Source organism: Microbacterium sp. Y-01 (assembly GCF_003856715.1).
GTDB classification, from domain to species: domain Bacteria; phylum Actinomycetota; class Actinomycetes; order Actinomycetales; family Microbacteriaceae; genus Microbacterium; species Microbacterium algeriense.
The window spans coordinates 2,454,588-2,469,378 of record NZ_CP024170.1 but is presented as its reverse complement, the minus strand read 5'-3'; the positions used below and the strand labels follow the sequence as shown (position 1 = coordinate 2,469,378).

The window sequence follows — 14,791 nt, the reverse complement described above, 5'->3', positions numbered from 1 at the left end:
CGCGGTCACCGCCGTTCAGAGCCCGAGCGCCGGGACGGCGCCCGAGCTCTCGCGACGAGCTGCGCCGGCCGCCTGTCCCACAGGCTCCTGCGTCGTGGCGGGCTGGCGGCGGGTGCGGTCGACCTCGTAGCTCGTGCGGGCGAGGTCGTGGCCGAGCTTCTTCGCGACGAACTCCTCGGCCTTGACCACCTCGCCTTCCGGCGTGGCGCGGTCGTACTCGCGGGTGTAGCCCTCGGCGACGAACTTGTCTCCCTTGGCGAGCCGGTCGTGAGCGCGCTCGGCGGTTTTCTTGAACGCCACGAGGTCGTGGAAGGTCGTCTCGGTCTGCGTGAACGACCCGTCCGGCTCCTTGCGATAGTGCTCCTGCCCGATCTTGGCGTAGAACCGAGCATCGCCACGTTCCGTGTAGGTGAGCTGCGGGTCGGAGGCGATGAACCCCGAGACGGATTCCTGCGTGTGGAGAGCCATCGGACTGCCCCTCTTTCTGACATGGGTGGCGACCCCACGATGGGGCCGCTCTGTCAGGCAGGTGCGCCCGGCGGCTCCGCCGCGCGGTGCTGCAACGTCGCCTCGATGTCGGCCCGGCCCGCGCGCAGCTCTTTCGCGTCGGGCCGGTCGGTCCAGGTCCGCATCCTCGTGACGATGGGCGGCGCGGAGCGCAACAGCACCAGTGCAGTCCCGAACGGGAGGGTGCGGATCGTGTCGGGAGGCATGATCGGCACGCGCCGGATGGAGCGTTGTGCGGAGCGGGAGCCGTGGTCTCCGATCGTGGTGGAGTCGGTCACTTCGTCGCGTTCCCCGATGAGGGTGGTGAGGTCGTGCAGGTCCTTGGAGTTGGACGCTCCGCCGAGGACGATCTTGACGATGCTCGCGTCCCAGATCGCGCCGGCCGCGTTTTCCGACCACTTCTCCCGCGCCTGCGCGAGGCTCTGGAGGACGGGCATCGTCGTGATCCCGGTGCCGCCTCCTTCGGCCATGAGCGTCGGCAGAGACGGCAGCGGGGCGAGGTTGCCGACCTCGTCGAGCGCGAGCAGCAGTGGCGGGTCGAGCCTTGCGCCGGGGCTGGTCGCGGCGATGCGTCGAGCGGCTTCCACGACGTCTTCCACGAACGCCGCCACCAACGCAGCGGAGTTGTTGGCGCCGGCTCCGGTGGCCAGCAGGTAGAGGGTTCCTCGGTCGCGGAGGAACGCTTCGGGGTCGAAGTCCTCGTCCTCGCGCGGTGATACGGCGTCGAGCACGCGCGGGTCTGCCAGCGCGGCGAGGGAGAGGGAGACGCCTTGCCAGATGGAGTCGCGGGTGCGGGGGTCGGAGTCGGTCATCGCCTGCAACGAGTCCGCCCACCCGGTCGCCGCTCGCGGGTTCGCGGTGAGGATCGCCACCGCGTCCGCGGCGGCGGAGGGGTCGAGGGTCCACCGGAATAGCTCCGAGGGCGGCCGGTGATCGAGGGCGGCGGCATGGAGCAGCGCTTGGAGCGCGGTCCTCGTCTTGCCCTCCCAGAACCCGCCGCCCTCGACCCCGCCGGCCGAGAGACCGGTGCCGGCGGCAAGGCCGGTCGCGCGAATCATCGCCGTCAAAGGGTCCTCACACCCGCGGATGGGTGACCACCTGAGCCCGGCGGGCAGGCCTTCGGCGAGGTGCTGGGGGTCGAAGACCGCGACAGGGCCGTTTTTCTGCCGGGCGTGGAGGGTCGCGGTCAGGTTGTCCGGCCGCGTCGATGTGGTGACGACCGCGCCAGGCGCGTCCAAGATGGCGTTGATGACGATGTGGGCGCCCTTGCCGGAGCGGGGCGGGCCGATCAGCAGGATGGAGTCCTCCACGCTCGCCCACACGGTCTTCCCGCGTGAAGCGCCGATCCGGTAGCCGATGTCCTGCGGGCGGGGCTTGTCGAGCGAGGGCCGCAGGTGCCCGGCCCGGCGCAGCAGTGCCGTCTCGGACGCGGCTTTGGCGACTTCGGATCGGGTGGCGATCCCGGCGATGCGGTACGGGTCGGTCTTCACGTGGCGGCCGTGCTCGCGGAAGAACCGCCACGCCCACCAGCCGACCACCCCGGCCCCGAGGATGAGCACGATCGCGGTGATCCAGTACGCCACGGCGCTCAGTCCCGGTGCGCCGAGCGCGGTCGCTGGGTCACCGGGGTTCAGCAGCACGCCCAGTCCGGCTTCGACCCCGCCAGTGGGCTGGTCGACGCCGGTGATCCAGGCGGTGACGGACCCGGCGCCGCGGAGGATGGCGGCGAGGACCGCGGTGCCGATGAGGATGCCGATGCCGAGGTTGCTCAGCTCGTCTCCGAGCGACGCTGCGGGCCGGGGCGTGCTCATTCGGGGTGTCCGATCGTGAGGGTGCCGGAGACGCGGCCGAGCAGGATGACCTCGCGGGTCGGGCTCCCGGCGAGCTGGCGGGATTCGACGAGGCCGCGCATGGTGCCGTCCGGGGCGGCATCCCCGTGGGCGATGACGACGGCGACGGCGACGTCCTCACCCGGCACGAACCCCTCCCCGTGCAGCACGACGAGATCCGTCGCTGGCCGGCGGCCTGGGGCCTCTGATGCCGGTTCTGGATCGGGTTCGGTGCGGCGCCGTCGGCTCGGGGTGATGATGTCGGTGAACATGGTTCCGTCCGCTTCGCGCACCTCGACCCGCATCGGCGAGCGGCGCAGGTCGGTGAGCTGGTCGAGGACCCGGGCGAAGTCCTCCCGCCGCCACGGCGGCGCGAACGGCTCCGGCTCGAACGGCGCCCCGTCGACAGTGACGGTCATGCGGCCGTCGTCGGCGATGGTGATGGCGGCGAGTGGGAGCACGACCGGCACGGGCTCGGCACTCCCGTTTCGGGATGCGGGTTCGCCCCAGGATCGCTTGTAGCGGAGCCGGGGCATCAGGAATCCTGCCGATCGTTCGGGATTCCTGAAGGCACGTCGAGATTCCTGAACTCGTGCACATCTGTCCCAACTGCCGTGAGTTCGTTCGCGGTGTAAGTCGGTCGCAGTCTCATATCCAGCAGGTACGCGGGCGAGAACGGCCAGTGCTCCGCGGCTGACGAACGTTCAGGATTAGTGCGAGGAGTTCACGATTCGTGAAGGAATCGCAGGATTGGTGAACCCCCGGCTCGGGCTGGACTATCCGACGTTGAGGGCGGCGAGTTGCTGCGCGGAGCCGGTCACCACGAGCCGCAGGTCCGAGTGCTGCTCCTCGATGCGCCAGTCGACGAAGGAGCAGCAGGTGCTCTCGGCGGCGACGAGCTCGCGAAGGCGGGTGATGGAGTCCTCGACCTTGGCGTAGCGGATGGTCAGCCGCGTGTCGGTGCGTTCGGTTTCGAGTGCGTAGTCCTCGTCGAATGCCCGCCACTTCCCGATCTGCGCCTTGCCGGCGGTGCGGGTCAGGGTGCAGGCGATGGGCAGGCCGTTGAGCGGGCCGATGTTGGTCACGGCGTGATCTCCTCGTGGTCGTCGTGGTCGAGGTCTTCGAGCACCTCGAAGGGGGATTCGATGTCGCCGCGCCAGGCTTCGATGCCTTCCCGGATCGCCAGGCCCGCCACCACGAGCGCGGCGATGGAGTCGGCCCACGCCCAGCCGAGCAGGCTGTTGAGGACAAGGCCGATGAGGACGGTGCCGGAGAGGTAGATGCACAGCAGGAGCTGCTTCGCATCGGCTTGGACGCTCTTGGAGCGCAGCTCCCGGCCGGTGCGGAACTCGAACCAGGCCAGGGCGGGCATGACGATCAGGCTGGCGATCGCGATCCCGATACCGACCGGACTGTGATCCGGGTCGCGGATGCCGGTGAGGGCGAGGATCGCGTCGACGGCGACGTAGGCGGCCAGGGCGAAGAACGCGACCCCGATCACCCGGACGGTCGCCTTCTCCCACCGTTCGGGGTCTTTGCGGGTGAACTGCCAGGCAATCGCGGCGGCGGAGGCGACCTCGATCACCGAATCGAGCCCGAACCCGATCAGCGCCGCAGACGACGCGACCGTGCCGGCCGAGAGGGCGATGGCAGCCTCGATGACATTCCAGGTGATCGTGAAGAAGACGATGAACCGCACCCGCCGGTGCAGATGGGCGCGGCGTTCGTCGGTCAGGGTCGGCGCGCTCATCAGGCGGTCGCCTCGGTGTCGCAGCAGCCGGGCACGCTGCAGGCCGGGTCGAGGCACGGCGCGCTCTCGTCTACGGCGAGCGTCACATCCACCAGCGCGACGAGCGCCGCCGTCAGGTGTGGGTCGGCGATCTCGTACCGAGTCTGCCGACCCTCGGGCTCGGCGACCACGATCCCGCAACCACGCAGACACGACAGGTGGTTCGACACGTTCGTGCGGGTCAGGTCCAGGTCGCGGGCGAGCTTCGCCGGATACCCCGGCTGCTCCAGCAGCGTGAGCAGGATGCGGGACCGGGTCGGGTCGGCCATCGCCCGGCCGAGCCGGTTCATCACGTCTACCCGAGAAGCAAGAGTCAGCACACGCTGACTATACAGCGATTAGTGACCTATTGGAAGGCTGAGAGGATAAGACCCATGCGCACGGCAGTGGAATGGATGGAGCGGTGGCAAGTGCCGCTCTACCTCGCCGCCCTCGTCGTTGGCGCGGGCATCGGGCTGCTGATCCCCGCGATCGCGCACTCAGCGGAGCTTGCGATCAACCCCGTGCTCGGGCTGTTGCTCTACGTCACGTTCCTCGGGGTGCCGTTCGTCAAGATCGGGCAGTCGTTCCGCGACTGGCGCTTCCTCGTCACGGTCCTGGTGGTGAACTTCGTCGCCGTGCCGATTGTTGTGTTCCTGCTGTCCCGGATCGTCGCCCACGATCAGGTGCTCCTGGTCGGGGTGCTGTTCGTCCTCCTGACGCCATGCGTGGACTATGTGATCGTGTTCACCGGCATCGCCGGCGGTGCGAAGGACCGGCTGATCGCGGCCGCGCCACTGCTGATGCTCGCGCAGATGCTCCTGCTGCCGCTCTACCTCGGGCTGTTCGTCGGAGCCGAGTTCGTCGCCACGGTCGACCTCGCCCCGTTCATCGAGGCGTTCCTGCTGCTCATCGCGCTACCCCTCGTCGCCGCGGGGCTCACCCAGCTCGCCGCCGCCCGCACCCGCTGGGGCGTAGCGATCCAGGGCACCGTGCTGGGGGCGATGGTGCCGCTGATGATGCTCACCCTCTCCGTCGTGGTGGCCTCCCAGATCGCCGGCGTCGGACGACAGCTCGGCGTGCTCGTGCTCGCCATCCCCGTCTACGTCCTGTTCGCCGCGGTCATGGTCCCGATCGGCGCCGTCGCCGGGAAGGTTGCCCGGATCGACGTCCCCGGTCGCCGCGCGATCGTGTTCAGCGGCGTGACCCGCAACTCCCTCGTCGTCCTCCCGCTCGTCCTCGCCCTACCCGCCGCGTTCGACCTTGCTCCGCTCGTCGTTGTCACACAGACCCTCGTCGAGCTCATCGTCATGGTCGTGTTCGTGCGGCTCATCCCGCGACTGCTCCCCGACGACATCGACACCGCGAACTCACGACTTCAGATGCCCTGAAATGGCCCCCGGCCCGTGGGTTCCCGCCTCAACTGCCTTCAGGATTGGTGAACTTACGGGGTTCGCTGGTCATGCGGCCGGTGGTGTCGAACGCGGCGAGCTCGGCGGGGTGGAGCTGGTGCTGGACGACGAAGGATCGGTCCTTGATCCGCCAGAGTCCTTGCCCGGTTCCGAGCCCTGGGAGTAGCTTCTGCTCGGTGCCGGTGAGCCCGAGCGCGAGGGCGGTGGAGCCGAGCTGGTCGGGCTCCTGCCGGTACACGATCCGGGTCTCGGCGTTCGCCAGCAGCGACGAGGCGAGGGCGCGCATCGCGGTTCCGGCATCGCCGACGTTGTCGAGGTCGGAGAGCTTGTGGAAGATGAGCATGTTCGCGATTCCGAAGTGGCGCGCAAGCCTCCACTGGGCGTCCATGCGGCGAAGCAGCGCCGGGTACTGCATGAGCCGCCACGCTTCGTCGTAGATCACCCATCGCTGTCCGCCTGCCGGGTCGGACAGGGCGGACTCCATCCATGCGGATGAGCAGGTCATCAGCACCGAGATCAGCGTGCTGTTCTCCGCGACCCGCGACAGGTCGAGCGACACCATCGGCAGCGACGGGTCGAACCGCACGGTGCTTGGCCCGTCGAACAGGCCTTGGAGGTCTCCGGCGACGAGCCGACGGAGCGCGTGGCCGACGAGACGGCCGTCTTCCGCGACCCGCCCGTCCTCGTCGTCGGCGCGGCTGGGGGTGAGGATGCGGTCGACGACCATCGGCAGAATAGGCACCTCGGCGCTGCGGACGGCGTCTCGGAGGGCGAGGTCGATGGCGGTGTGCTCCAACGGCGACAAAGGACGGTCCAGCACGGTCTCTGCGAGGGCGCCGATGAGGTCGCGGCGGCGGGAGGCGACCTGCATCGCCCACTCCGCATCCGACACGGCAGACGGCCGGTGGCCCTCATCCAGCGGGTTCAGACGATTGCGCAGGCCGTGGCCGAGGATGATTGCCCGCCCGCCGACCGCCTCCGCGACACGCGTATGCTCCCCTTTCGGGTCGCCGGGGACGTAGACCCTGCGTCCGAACGGCAGGCTACGCGTGTAGAGCGACTTCGACAGGGACGACTTGCCGGAGCCGACGATCCCGGCGAGCACGACGTTCGGTGCGGTGATGAGGCCTCGCTGATAGAGCACCCAGGGGTCGTAGACGAACGATCCGCCGCTGTAGAGGTCTTGGCCGACGAAGACGCCCTGGCTGCCGAGGCCGGCCTCGGCCAGGAAGGGGTACTGGCCGGCGAGCGTCGCGGAGGTGTCTTGGTGCTTGGGGAGCCGGAGCCGGCCCGGCGTCCGCAACGCCGCAGGCCCCGCCTCGCCGGAGGCGGGCAGGTAGCTGGTGTTGCGGCGTTCAGCCTGCTCCGCCTCCCACTTCGCCCGAGCTTGTGCCTTGCGATGCTGGCGGGCATCGGTCTCGACCTTCGCCGCCACCTGCCTGCGGGCCTTGCGTGCCCGGCGTCGTTCGCCTTCGGGCCCGACGAGCACGGCGGTGTGCAGGCGGCTGTCGTCCTGCCCGGTCACAGCGCCAGCCCCCGGCCCTGCGCGGAGGCGGCGCCGGGGCGACGGGTGAACCAGTCGGCCCCGTCTCGTCTCCGGTTGCCAGCGGGGCCGACTGCATGCGTGGACTTGTGTGCGGCGCGTTCCGCTTCCCGCCCCGACTCCGATGCGGGTGCGGAGGCCGGGGTGTCGATGCCGAGGAGTGCCGGGTCGGGCACGGTGTCGTGCTCGCGCAGGAGCGAGACGTGCCCTAGGAAGGGGTTGTAGGTGAGCGTGTAGACGTCGTGGGTCGCCACCTTGTCGAGCACACCTGTCGGGGGTTCGTCGTAGACGTATCCGTTCTCGAGCGCGGCCTGGGTGATCTCCGCTCCGTAGTCGTGCCCGGCCAGGTGCTCGATCGCGGCGTCCGTCCCGTCGCGGTCGATCAGCTCCAGCACCTCGTCGGCCTCGGAGCCTTCCAGGAACACGACGCTGACCCACCGCCTCGCCGGGCCGTCCTCGACGGCAGGTGCGCGGTGCCAGGCGATGCGGCCGGAGTGCTGGGAGGCGGCGTCCAGCCGCCACTCCACGGTGTCCAGCAGGGTGCCTGCCTGGTGCAGTTCGTCGGCAGCCGCGAGAGCCGAGGTTGCGCCGGCGGCCTGGTTCCCGGCGTCGTCGTGCGCCCTGACGCGGGCGTTGATGTGGGCGGCGGCGAGCTGGTCGAGCACTTGCCGCAGCGACCTGACGCCGGCGAGCAGCTCTCCGATCACCGGGTAGGTGTCGGCGGGGCTCTCGAACGTGCGGGTCGCGTGGGCCAGGCCCCGCAGCGTCGCGGACGCCTCAGCGGCGTCCGCGAGCGGGGCATCGAAGGTCGGCATGATCGGGGCTCCTCACAGGAAGGCGTGACGGTTGGTGATCAGGTGCGCCGGGTCAGACCGGCCGGCACAACGGCAGCGCGGCAGCGGTGAATGCCTGCGCCTGCTGACCGACGAGCCGCCTGGTCTCGCAGGACGCTTGGATCGCCGCCTGCTCGACCGCGGCCACCGCCGCGTCGAGCTCGTCCACAGTCGGCGCAGAGACGGAGACGAGGCCGGAGACGCGCAGGACGCCGTGCCCGGCAGTCAGGTCCGCCTCCTGCTGGAGCACATCGTCCAGCTCGGCGCTGCTCGCCGCGTCTTCGATCTGCCCGATCTTGCGCCGCTGGGCGGCATCGGAGATAAGCTCGGTCTTCTTCTTCCGCAGGTCCCGCGCGGCCTGGTCGGCACGGACCGGGATGTAGTGCAGGGCGAGGGTGCGCAGGATGCCGTTGGACAGCACGAGCGGCGCGAGGAAGCCGGGATACACCTGCGAGCGAGGCCACTCGGTGATCCACAGCACCGCATGGTGCGCGGAGTCCGACCGCAGTCGATCCCAGCTCTCGGTGACCGCGACCGGGCCTGCGGTCGCCAGGTCGCGGCCGAGGTCGCCGTGGCGCTCCAGCGCCGGGGCGGCGGCGGGGTCGTAGGCCGAGCGCAGGATGACGGCGACCTCGCCGGGCGTGAGCCACCCGGTCGAGGTGAGCTCGGCGGCGCGCAGCGCCGTGGTGAGCGTGCTCATCTCCTGCCGCAGCACCGCGGCCGCACCGCGTATCCCGCCACCGCTCGTTCTGATCTGGCGGGCGGCGGCCTTCATGTCGAGCGCGAGCGAGATGGTCGTCGCGTGGCGTTCTCCGGCCGGGCCGGCGCGGTCGATGAGCTCGGCGTAGGTGGTCGCGGCCCAGGAGTCGTCATCGGTGCCGTGCGTGCGCCACCACTCCGCCAGGCCCGTGCCCGAGTCCGGCAGGGTCCGCTCGGACACCTGGATGCGGGCGATCCGCCCGGACCTGCACGCGGCGGCCAGCACGCGGCCCCAGCCGGAGACGCGACGCTGCTGCTCGCCCGGGTCGAGGAGCACGAAGGCGGGGTGGGAGACGCTGAGGATCGCGGTGAGCGTCTGCGCGTGCGGGTCGTGGACCATCGCCGCGCCGGTCTCGGGGTCCTCCCACTCCCGCAGGCTCGCCGCATCCCCGGGGAGCGCGAGCGTTCCGGCGGGGCGGGGCTTGATGACGCGGCGCCGGTAGACGAGCTGCCCGAGGTAGGTCCGGGCGGCCCAGCGGGCGAGGATCGGCACCCACTCGATGACCTTCCGCCCGCCCGCGGGGATCACCGCGAGCAGGGCGCAGGTGCCCCAGATGGGTGTAGTCCAGGCGAAGCCCATCCCGCCGGCGGTGTAGAGGGCGAAGACGACCGTGAGCACCGCGATGCCGAGGACGATGAGCTGCGGCAGGGACAGGCCGAGTATGATGCCGCGCTTGGCGAGCCGGGAGAACTGCACCGGCGCCAGCGGGTAGTCGCTGTTCGAGTTCGTGACCATCAGGGGTTACTCCTTCCCAGCCGGGGTGGACGATGGCGGAGGCGGCGGGTCCTGCCGGCGCCGAGGCGCGGGCGAGGACTCTGCAGGGCCGGGAGAGGACGGCGTGGCCGGAGGCGGAGTTGACGATGCGGGACGCGGTGGGGTGCCCTGCGACGGCGGCGGGGATGTCTGTTCGGCCGCCGCGCTGGCCTGACTGTCCGCCGCGCCGCCTACCGCTTTGCCTGCCTTCGGGCCAGCGGTCGCTGCGCCCTTGACCACGGCGGCTCCGACGACCACCGCGGCACCGACCGGCCCCGCGGCCGCACCGGCACCAGCCGCACCAGCGCCGGCAGCTCCGGCGCCCGCTCCAGCCCCTGCCCCTGCTCCGGCTCCGGCTGATGCGGCGGCGCCGGTGCCCGCCGTGCCCGCTCCCGCGCTGGCAGGAGCCACGGCCGACGCACCCGGAGGGGGTGGGGGCGGTGCTGAGCCTCCGCCCGCACCCCCTCCACCGCTCGGGGGCTCGCTGCCGGGGTCGGTGCCGCTGTCGAGGACCTTCTTGGCCGTGTCGGCCTGCGGGGCGGACGGCACCGGCACGGGCCGGTTCAGCGCGGACTTCGCCTCCTGCTCGGACGACATCGCGTGGTACATGTCGAACCCGACGAAGCTCAGGAATTTGTACGTGATGTACGGGGCGAACGCGGCGATGAACATCAGCACCACCCCGGCTATCGGGTCGGAGATGGATGCCAGGTCCGCCTCGATCGGTGCGGACACCTGCCCGATCGCGACGAGAAAGATCACGACGAGGACGAGCTTGGAGAAGATCAGCGCGATGACGAAGGCCGCCCACTTGGCGAACCAGCCCTTGGTCGCATCCCACGTCGCCCCCGCCATTGCGACCGGCCCGAACACGATGGCGACCAGCAGCAGCGCCTTGCGGATCAGCAGCGAGAACCACACGATCGCCGCCGCACTGATCGCCAGTCCCGCGAGGAAGATCGTCAGGATCGCGCCGACCCCGGGAGCGGCGATGTTGACGGTCGCGAGCCCGGCGGCGAGGAGCCCGATCTGGGTCCCCATCCCTTCCATCGTGTTGCCGGTGGCCTGCACGATCCCCACCGCGAGCTGGTCGGTCACCTCCAGCAACAGAGCCGTCAGCGTGATGATCAAGAAGCTGCCGAGCACGGATTTGGCAAGGCCGAGCGCCGCACGGGATAGAGCGGTCGGGTCGCGGTGGATGAGGCCGGTGATGAGCTGCAAGCAGAAGAACACGAGCATGATGAACACGGCGACGCCAAACAGGACGTTGTAGACGCCGACGTACTCGGCGCTAGTGACGTCCACGAGGGTCGTGGTGTCGAATACCCACCAGACTGCTTCGAACAGCCACGCGGCAGCTCCGGCCATCGCCTGAGCGAGCCAGTCGAACGGGGCAGCGATCAGGGAGGCGGTGCCTTCACCAACGGCGTCGCAGACGGAGGAGATGACTGGAACGTCACAGATGCTCACCGCAGCCACCCCCGAGGCCGGGAGTCATGTCGGGTGGCCATCAGACGGCCTGCCCGACGCCCCAGAAGAAGTTGATGAGCGTCACCGCGGCACCGCAGATGATCGCCGCCCCGCAGGAGACGAGCACGCCGACCTTCCCGCGGCTGGCGAGGTGCGGGTTGGAACTGTTGGCACCGAAGCCCCACACGATCGCGGAGATGATGAGGGCGAGGACGGAGAGAATGAGGCCGACGGTCATGACTGCGCCGACGATGATGCGCAGTTGCTCGATGCCGGGAAGGCCCGAGCTGTTGGGGTCGATGTCGATCACGGTGGGTGCTCCTGACTGGTCGAGAGGGGTTCTCGGCTGTCAGGTGCGCTCCGCGACACATGGTGTGCGGATCGGAAATCTTTCTCTGAAGGTGGGAATAAAACGGTGCGCATGTGTGTCACCGAAAGTGAACTTGAGTCGAGGTGACTCAATGAGTGAGAGGAGAGTGATGATGCTGTTCGATACGTTCAAGGAGCTGGACCGGATCAGCTCGGCGTTCTTCTCCGGGTTCCCGGAGCCCGCGCTGAGCTCTGCACCGGTGAACCTCTACCGGGAGGATGGTCGCTATGTGGTGGAGGCTGATCTTCCGGGGTTCGATCCGTCGTCGATCGATGTGTCGGCCGAGGCGGGCCTGCTGACCATCCGGGCTGATCGTGACACCTCGCGTGAGGACCGTGGTGAGCGCTGGCTGGTCCGTGAGCGCAGTTCGGCGCGTGTGGTGCGGCAGCTTGCGCTGGGCGACGAGGTGGATCTGGACGCGATCGCGGCGGACTACCGGGACGGCGTGCTGAAGGTCACGCTGCCGGTGAGGGCCGATGCGCTCCCGCGCAAGGTCGCGGTCGCTGTGGGCGCGTCCGCGCCGGCACAACAGGCGATCGAGTCGGCTGGCACGGCGGAGGAGGTCGCGGACCCAAAAGCCGTACCCGCGCATTCGGTCGCTTCCTGACCCGGTGGCTGCCCGGGACCCGGCGGGGCCCCGGGCGCCGGATGCGCGGGAACGTCCCGGTCCACGTGGTCCGCTCGCGACGGGTGGGGGTGGCGTGATGGATGCCTTCGACCTGCTGGACTCGGCGGGAACCATTGAGACCGCGCTCGTGCCGGAGGCCGCGGATGATCTGGCCGCTGTTCGAGATCTCTACCGCAGCGCACCGCCGATGGACGGGCCTCGGGTGACGACGGGCCTGGAGCCGGGGACGCCGGCACCGGATTTCGCCCTCCCGGCCGCGGACGGCACGATCGTGCGGCTCTCGGAACTGCGCGGCTCGCCCGTGGCGCTGGTGTTCTACCCGCTGGACTGGAGTCCGGGATGTAGCGTGCAGCTGGAGTTGTATGAGCAGGAGCATGACGAGTTCGCCTCACGCGGCATCCAGCTGCTGGGCATCTCGGTCGACTCGATCTACAGTCACGGCGCATGGGCGGCGGTACGTGGCATCCGCTACCCGCTGCTGAGCGACTTCCAGCCTCGGGGTGAGACGGCCCGCGCGTACAACGTGTGGCGTAATGCCGACGGGCACAGTGAACGCGCCCTCTACCTGATCGATGCCGAGGGCGTCATCCGCTGGGCTCATGTGTCCGAGCGGCTGAAGGAACTGCCCGACTTCGACGAGCTCGTGTCCGCTCTCGATCTCGTCGCGGACGGACGGCACGACGATAAGGAGGTGCAGTGATGACCATCTGGGATGTCACTCCCACCCGTCCGCGCACCGTGCCCCGTCTACGCACGGTGCCGGTGGCGATTTATGGCAATAGGTGGTGCGGGATAACTCAGCTCATCCGGCGGGCACTGGACCGGGCGGGTATTGGCTATGACTACGTCGACCTCGACGAGCACCCCTCCGTGCATTCCCGTCTGGAGGCGCTGACCCGGGGACGGCTGCGTACCCCGATCGTGCACATCGACGGGGAGTGGCTCATGGAGCCCAGCCTCCGCCAGGTGCAGGCCGTCCTCGCCCGGCACGGGGTCCGGCTGTGAGCGTGGTGACGTGCCCGGGGTGCGCGGCGAAGAACCGCGTACCCCCGGCACGTCCGGGCAAAGTGCGCTGCGCCAAGTGCCACACCGACCTGCCCTGGCTCGTGGACGCCGATGATGACTCGTTCGACGCCGTCGTGGCCAAGGCGACCCTGCCCGTGCTCGTGGACGTGTGGGCGCCCTGGTGTGGGCCATGCCGGCAGATCGCGCCCGTCGTGGACCAGCTCTCCCGCGACCTCGTCGGGCGCCTCAAAGTCGCCAAGGTCAACGCCGACACCGCGCCGCGGATCTCCCAACGCCACGGAGTGTCCTCGATTCCCACCCTCCTGCTCTACCGCGACGGGAAGGAGGCGGACCGCATGATCGGCGCTGTCCCCGCCCCGCAACTGCGCGCCTGGGTCGAACGCGCACTCACCACCTGAGGCTGATGCAGCGCCGATCGAGCGCCGCGGGACGGAGCGCATGGCTCAGAGCTGGGTGCCGACGCCCAGGAGGAAATTGAGCCACGCGACGCCGGCCCCGGCGAGAGCGGCGGCTCCGACCGCGACGAACAGGCCGATCCTGGCCTTGGTCGCAGCCTGGTAATTGCCGCTGGAGGATGCGATCGCCCAGATGATGGCGCAGACGACGAGCATGAGCACGCCGGTGACAAGGACGAACATGAGCAGCGCGCCGACAACCTCGCGGAGATCTGCCGCGCCGCTGACGCCCCCGAAGTCGGGGAACACGTCCATCACGCACCCCCGGCAGTACAAAGGGCAGGTGTCGCCTCGCCGCCGGTGATGCCCTCGGCGCCGTGATCGGTGAGCCAGGCATCGGCGTCGACCGCGTCGGCGCTAGCGCCGCCGGGGTGGATCTGGAGGTGGAGGTGCGGGCCTGTGGAGTGCCCAGAGGAGCCGACGTCTCCGATGTGCTGGCCCGCTGTCACGATGTCGCCCTCGGCGATGTGGATGCCGTGCGCCCACATGTGGATGTACATCGAGGCGACCCGCTGCCCGCCGACGGTGTGCTCGATGACGATGACCCCGCCGCCAGCGTCGGTGTAATTCGCGCGCACTACGACGCCGTCCGCGACGGCGTAGATCGGGGTGTCGTCGGCGGCGGCGAAGTCCGAGCCTGCGTGGAAGCGGCGTTCGCCGGTGATCGGGTCGTTACGCCACCCGAAGGGACTCGTCCGTACCCAAGTTCCCTCGGGAAGCGGGAACACGATCCTGGTCGTCTCGGGCACGACCGGTGCCTCATCCCCGCCACCGGTACCAGAGGGCACGGGGCGGGTGAGCGCGGCGAGGATCGCCTCAGCGACCGGCTGATAGTTCTGATACCTGTCCGGATAAGCGCTGACCTCGACGGCCTGGGCGGCCTCGCCGGGGTCGAGCTCCTGCCAGCCGGGGATGTCGAGCAGCCCCCTCGGGGACGGGTAGTTCGGGCCGGCCTCGCCGCCGTAGAAGGCTCGAGCCTGGTAGTCCGGGTCCATGAGTTCCGCGACCGTGCCCCAGCCGCTGGCGGGGCGCATCTGGAACAGGCCGAGCGAGTCATGATCAGACCCGTCGCCGTCGTTCGGATAGTCCGCCGACTCCGGGTAGGCGCTGGTGTTGGCGAGCATCCGCAGAGTGGATTCGGTGAGCGCGGCCATGAGCGCGATGAGCACACCGTCGCGTCCGACGCCGGCGGTCTGCCCGCCGACCGTGATAATCGTGGCCGCGTGCGTGAGTTGTTGCCGGTTCAGCGTGACCGTCTCGCCGTTGCGGGTCGTCGCGGTCAGCGAGTCCGGGATCGGGCCGACCGCGAGTGAGCCGGGCGCGCAGACGGCGGCGGTCGCGGAGGTGCCGCTGAGCGTGGCGACACCCAGCAGGGCGGTGGAGGGCCCGATGAGCAGCAGGGTGAGGGCGAGGACGGCGAGCTTCTTCATCGCAACG

General features: G+C 69.8%; 18 protein-coding genes. 5 read left to right on the top strand and 13 right to left on the bottom strand.

Features of this window, described 5'->3' with window-relative positions:
* Positions 1 to 15 precede the first annotated feature (15 nt).
* The 6 genes from CSX12_RS11690 to CSX12_RS11665 form a co-directional block, all read right to left on the bottom strand.
* Positions 16 to 468 (bottom strand): single-stranded DNA-binding protein, encoded by a 453-nt coding sequence (locus CSX12_RS11690; RefSeq protein WP_124895897.1) that lies wholly within the window; start codon positions 466 to 468, stop codon positions 16 to 18.
* Positions 469 to 521: 53 nt separating this feature from the next.
* On the bottom strand, positions 522 to 2,318 hold the full coding sequence (locus tag CSX12_RS11685) for a type IV secretory system conjugative DNA transfer family protein (protein WP_124895896.1): 1,797 nt from the start codon (positions 2,316 to 2,318) through the stop codon (positions 522 to 524).
* Positions 2,315 to 2,872, bottom strand: a complete 558-nt coding sequence (locus tag CSX12_RS11680) for a hypothetical protein (protein ID WP_124895895.1) — start codon at positions 2,870 to 2,872, stop codon at positions 2,315 to 2,317. The genes CSX12_RS11685 and CSX12_RS11680 overlap by 4 nt, the downstream gene beginning before the upstream one ends.
* Before the next feature lie 240 nt (positions 2,873 to 3,112).
* On the bottom strand, positions 3,113 to 3,421 hold the full coding sequence (locus CSX12_RS11675; protein ID WP_124895894.1) for a hypothetical protein: 309 nt from the start codon (positions 3,419 to 3,421) through the stop codon (positions 3,113 to 3,115).
* Positions 3,418 to 4,086 (bottom strand): cation transporter, encoded by a 669-nt coding sequence (locus CSX12_RS11670; RefSeq protein ID WP_124895893.1) that lies wholly within the window; start codon positions 4,084 to 4,086, stop codon positions 3,418 to 3,420. Before CSX12_RS11670 ends, CSX12_RS11675 begins: the two co-directional genes overlap by 4 nt.
* Positions 4,086 to 4,445 carry a metalloregulator ArsR/SmtB family transcription factor gene (locus tag CSX12_RS11665; RefSeq protein ID WP_124895892.1) on the bottom strand — a complete coding sequence of 120 codons (360 nt, stop codon included), beginning with the start codon at positions 4,443 to 4,445 and terminating at the stop codon, positions 4,086 to 4,088. The genes CSX12_RS11670 and CSX12_RS11665 overlap by 1 nt, the downstream gene beginning before the upstream one ends.
* 54 nt (positions 4,446 to 4,499) lie before the next feature.
* Here CSX12_RS11665 and CSX12_RS11660 point away from each other — a divergent pair, with 54 nt between their 5' ends.
* Positions 4,500 to 5,495: a bile acid:sodium symporter gene (locus tag CSX12_RS11660; protein WP_124895891.1), complete on the top strand. Its 996-nt coding sequence runs from the start codon at positions 4,500 to 4,502 to the stop codon at positions 5,493 to 5,495.
* A gap of 28 nt (positions 5,496 to 5,523) precedes the next feature.
* Here the strand turns inward: CSX12_RS11660 and CSX12_RS11655 are convergent, their stop codons facing one another.
* The 5 genes from CSX12_RS11655 to CSX12_RS11635 are packed head-to-tail and all read right to left on the bottom strand — an operon-like array spanning position 5,524 to position 11,185.
* Positions 5,524 to 7,041, bottom strand: coding sequence for an ATP-binding protein (locus tag CSX12_RS11655; protein WP_124895890.1), 1,518 nt, complete (start codon positions 7,039 to 7,041; stop codon positions 5,524 to 5,526).
* Positions 7,038 to 7,874: a hypothetical protein gene (locus CSX12_RS11650; RefSeq protein ID WP_241160446.1), complete on the bottom strand. Its 837-nt coding sequence runs from the start codon at positions 7,872 to 7,874 to the stop codon at positions 7,038 to 7,040. The genes CSX12_RS11655 and CSX12_RS11650 overlap by 4 nt, the downstream gene beginning before the upstream one ends.
* A gap of 52 nt (positions 7,875 to 7,926) precedes the next feature.
* Positions 7,927 to 9,387 (bottom strand): SCO6880 family protein, encoded by a 1,461-nt coding sequence (locus CSX12_RS11645; RefSeq protein WP_124895889.1) that lies wholly within the window; start codon positions 9,385 to 9,387, stop codon positions 7,927 to 7,929.
* A 6-nt stretch (positions 9,388 to 9,393) separates the two neighbouring features.
* Positions 9,394 to 10,875 (bottom strand): type IV secretion system protein, encoded by a 1,482-nt coding sequence (locus CSX12_RS18505; RefSeq protein WP_164479577.1) that lies wholly within the window; start codon positions 10,873 to 10,875, stop codon positions 9,394 to 9,396.
* A 40-nt stretch (positions 10,876 to 10,915) separates the two neighbouring features.
* A complete protein-coding gene (locus tag CSX12_RS11635) occupies positions 10,916 to 11,185 on the bottom strand; it encodes a DUF6112 family protein (RefSeq protein ID WP_022883069.1) in 270 nt (89 codons plus the stop codon).
* A 169-nt stretch (positions 11,186 to 11,354) separates the two neighbouring features.
* On the opposite strand from CSX12_RS11635, the gene CSX12_RS18500 reads away from it, so the two are divergent.
* From CSX12_RS18500 to trxA, 4 genes are all read left to right on the top strand, one after another.
* A complete protein-coding gene (locus CSX12_RS18500; protein WP_164479576.1) occupies positions 11,355 to 11,852 on the top strand; it encodes an Hsp20/alpha crystallin family protein in 498 nt (165 codons plus the stop codon).
* A 97-nt stretch (positions 11,853 to 11,949) separates the two neighbouring features.
* Positions 11,950 to 12,573 (top strand): redoxin domain-containing protein, encoded by a 624-nt coding sequence (locus tag CSX12_RS11625; RefSeq protein WP_206427080.1) that lies wholly within the window; start codon positions 11,950 to 11,952, stop codon positions 12,571 to 12,573.
* A complete protein-coding gene (locus tag CSX12_RS11620) occupies positions 12,573 to 12,878 on the top strand; it encodes a glutaredoxin domain-containing protein (RefSeq protein ID WP_124895887.1) in 306 nt (101 codons plus the stop codon). The genes CSX12_RS11625 and CSX12_RS11620 overlap by 1 nt, the downstream gene beginning before the upstream one ends.
* Positions 12,875 to 13,297 (top strand): thioredoxin, encoded by a 423-nt coding sequence (trxA, locus tag CSX12_RS11615; protein WP_124895886.1) that lies wholly within the window; start codon positions 12,875 to 12,877, stop codon positions 13,295 to 13,297. The genes CSX12_RS11620 and trxA overlap by 4 nt, the downstream gene beginning before the upstream one ends.
* A gap of 45 nt (positions 13,298 to 13,342) precedes the next feature.
* Here trxA and CSX12_RS11610 read toward each other — a convergent pair whose 3' ends face one another.
* Both CSX12_RS11610 and CSX12_RS11605 read right to left on the bottom strand, forming a co-directional pair.
* Entirely contained in the window at positions 13,343 to 13,609 is a 267-nt protein-coding gene (locus CSX12_RS11610) for a DUF6112 family protein (RefSeq protein WP_124895885.1), read from the bottom strand.
* Positions 13,609 to 14,784: a M23 family metallopeptidase gene (locus tag CSX12_RS11605; protein WP_124895884.1), complete on the bottom strand. Its 1,176-nt coding sequence runs from the start codon at positions 14,782 to 14,784 to the stop codon at positions 13,609 to 13,611. Before CSX12_RS11605 ends, CSX12_RS11610 begins: the two co-directional genes overlap by 1 nt.
* Between the last annotated feature and the right edge of the window lie 7 nt (positions 14,785 to 14,791).

Coding starts and splice junctions, on each gene's coding strand:
- CSX12_RS11620 (WP_124895887.1), top strand. CDS start 12,573: ATGACCATCTGGGATGTCACTCCCACCCGTCCGCGCACCGTGCCCCGT.
- CSX12_RS11610 (WP_124895885.1), bottom strand. CDS start 13,609: ATGGACGTGTTCCCCGACTTCGGGGGCGTCAGCGGCGCGGCAGATCTC.
- CSX12_RS11670 (WP_124895893.1), bottom strand. CDS start 4,086: ATGAGCGCGCCGACCCTGACCGACGAACGCCGCGCCCATCTGCACCGG.
- CSX12_RS11685 (WP_124895896.1), bottom strand. CDS start 2,318: ATGAGCACGCCCCGGCCCGCAGCGTCGCTCGGAGACGAGCTGAGCAAC.
- CSX12_RS11650 (WP_241160446.1), bottom strand. CDS start 7,874: ATGCCGACCTTCGATGCCCCGCTCGCGGACGCCGCTGAGGCGTCCGCG.
- CSX12_RS11645 (WP_124895889.1), bottom strand. CDS start 9,387: ATGGTCACGAACTCGAACAGCGACTACCCGCTGGCGCCGGTGCAGTTC.
- CSX12_RS11680 (WP_124895895.1), bottom strand. CDS start 2,872: ATGCCCCGGCTCCGCTACAAGCGATCCTGGGGCGAACCCGCATCCCGA.
- CSX12_RS11605 (WP_124895884.1), bottom strand. CDS start 14,784: ATGAAGAAGCTCGCCGTCCTCGCCCTCACCCTGCTGCTCATCGGGCCC.
- CSX12_RS11625 (WP_206427080.1), top strand. CDS start 11,950: ATGGATGCCTTCGACCTGCTGGACTCGGCGGGAACCATTGAGACCGCG.
- CSX12_RS11690 (WP_124895897.1), bottom strand. CDS start 468: ATGGCTCTCCACACGCAGGAATCCGTCTCGGGGTTCATCGCCTCCGAC.
- CSX12_RS18500 (WP_164479576.1), top strand. CDS start 11,355: ATGATGCTGTTCGATACGTTCAAGGAGCTGGACCGGATCAGCTCGGCG.
- CSX12_RS11660 (WP_124895891.1), top strand. CDS start 4,500: ATGCGCACGGCAGTGGAATGGATGGAGCGGTGGCAAGTGCCGCTCTAC.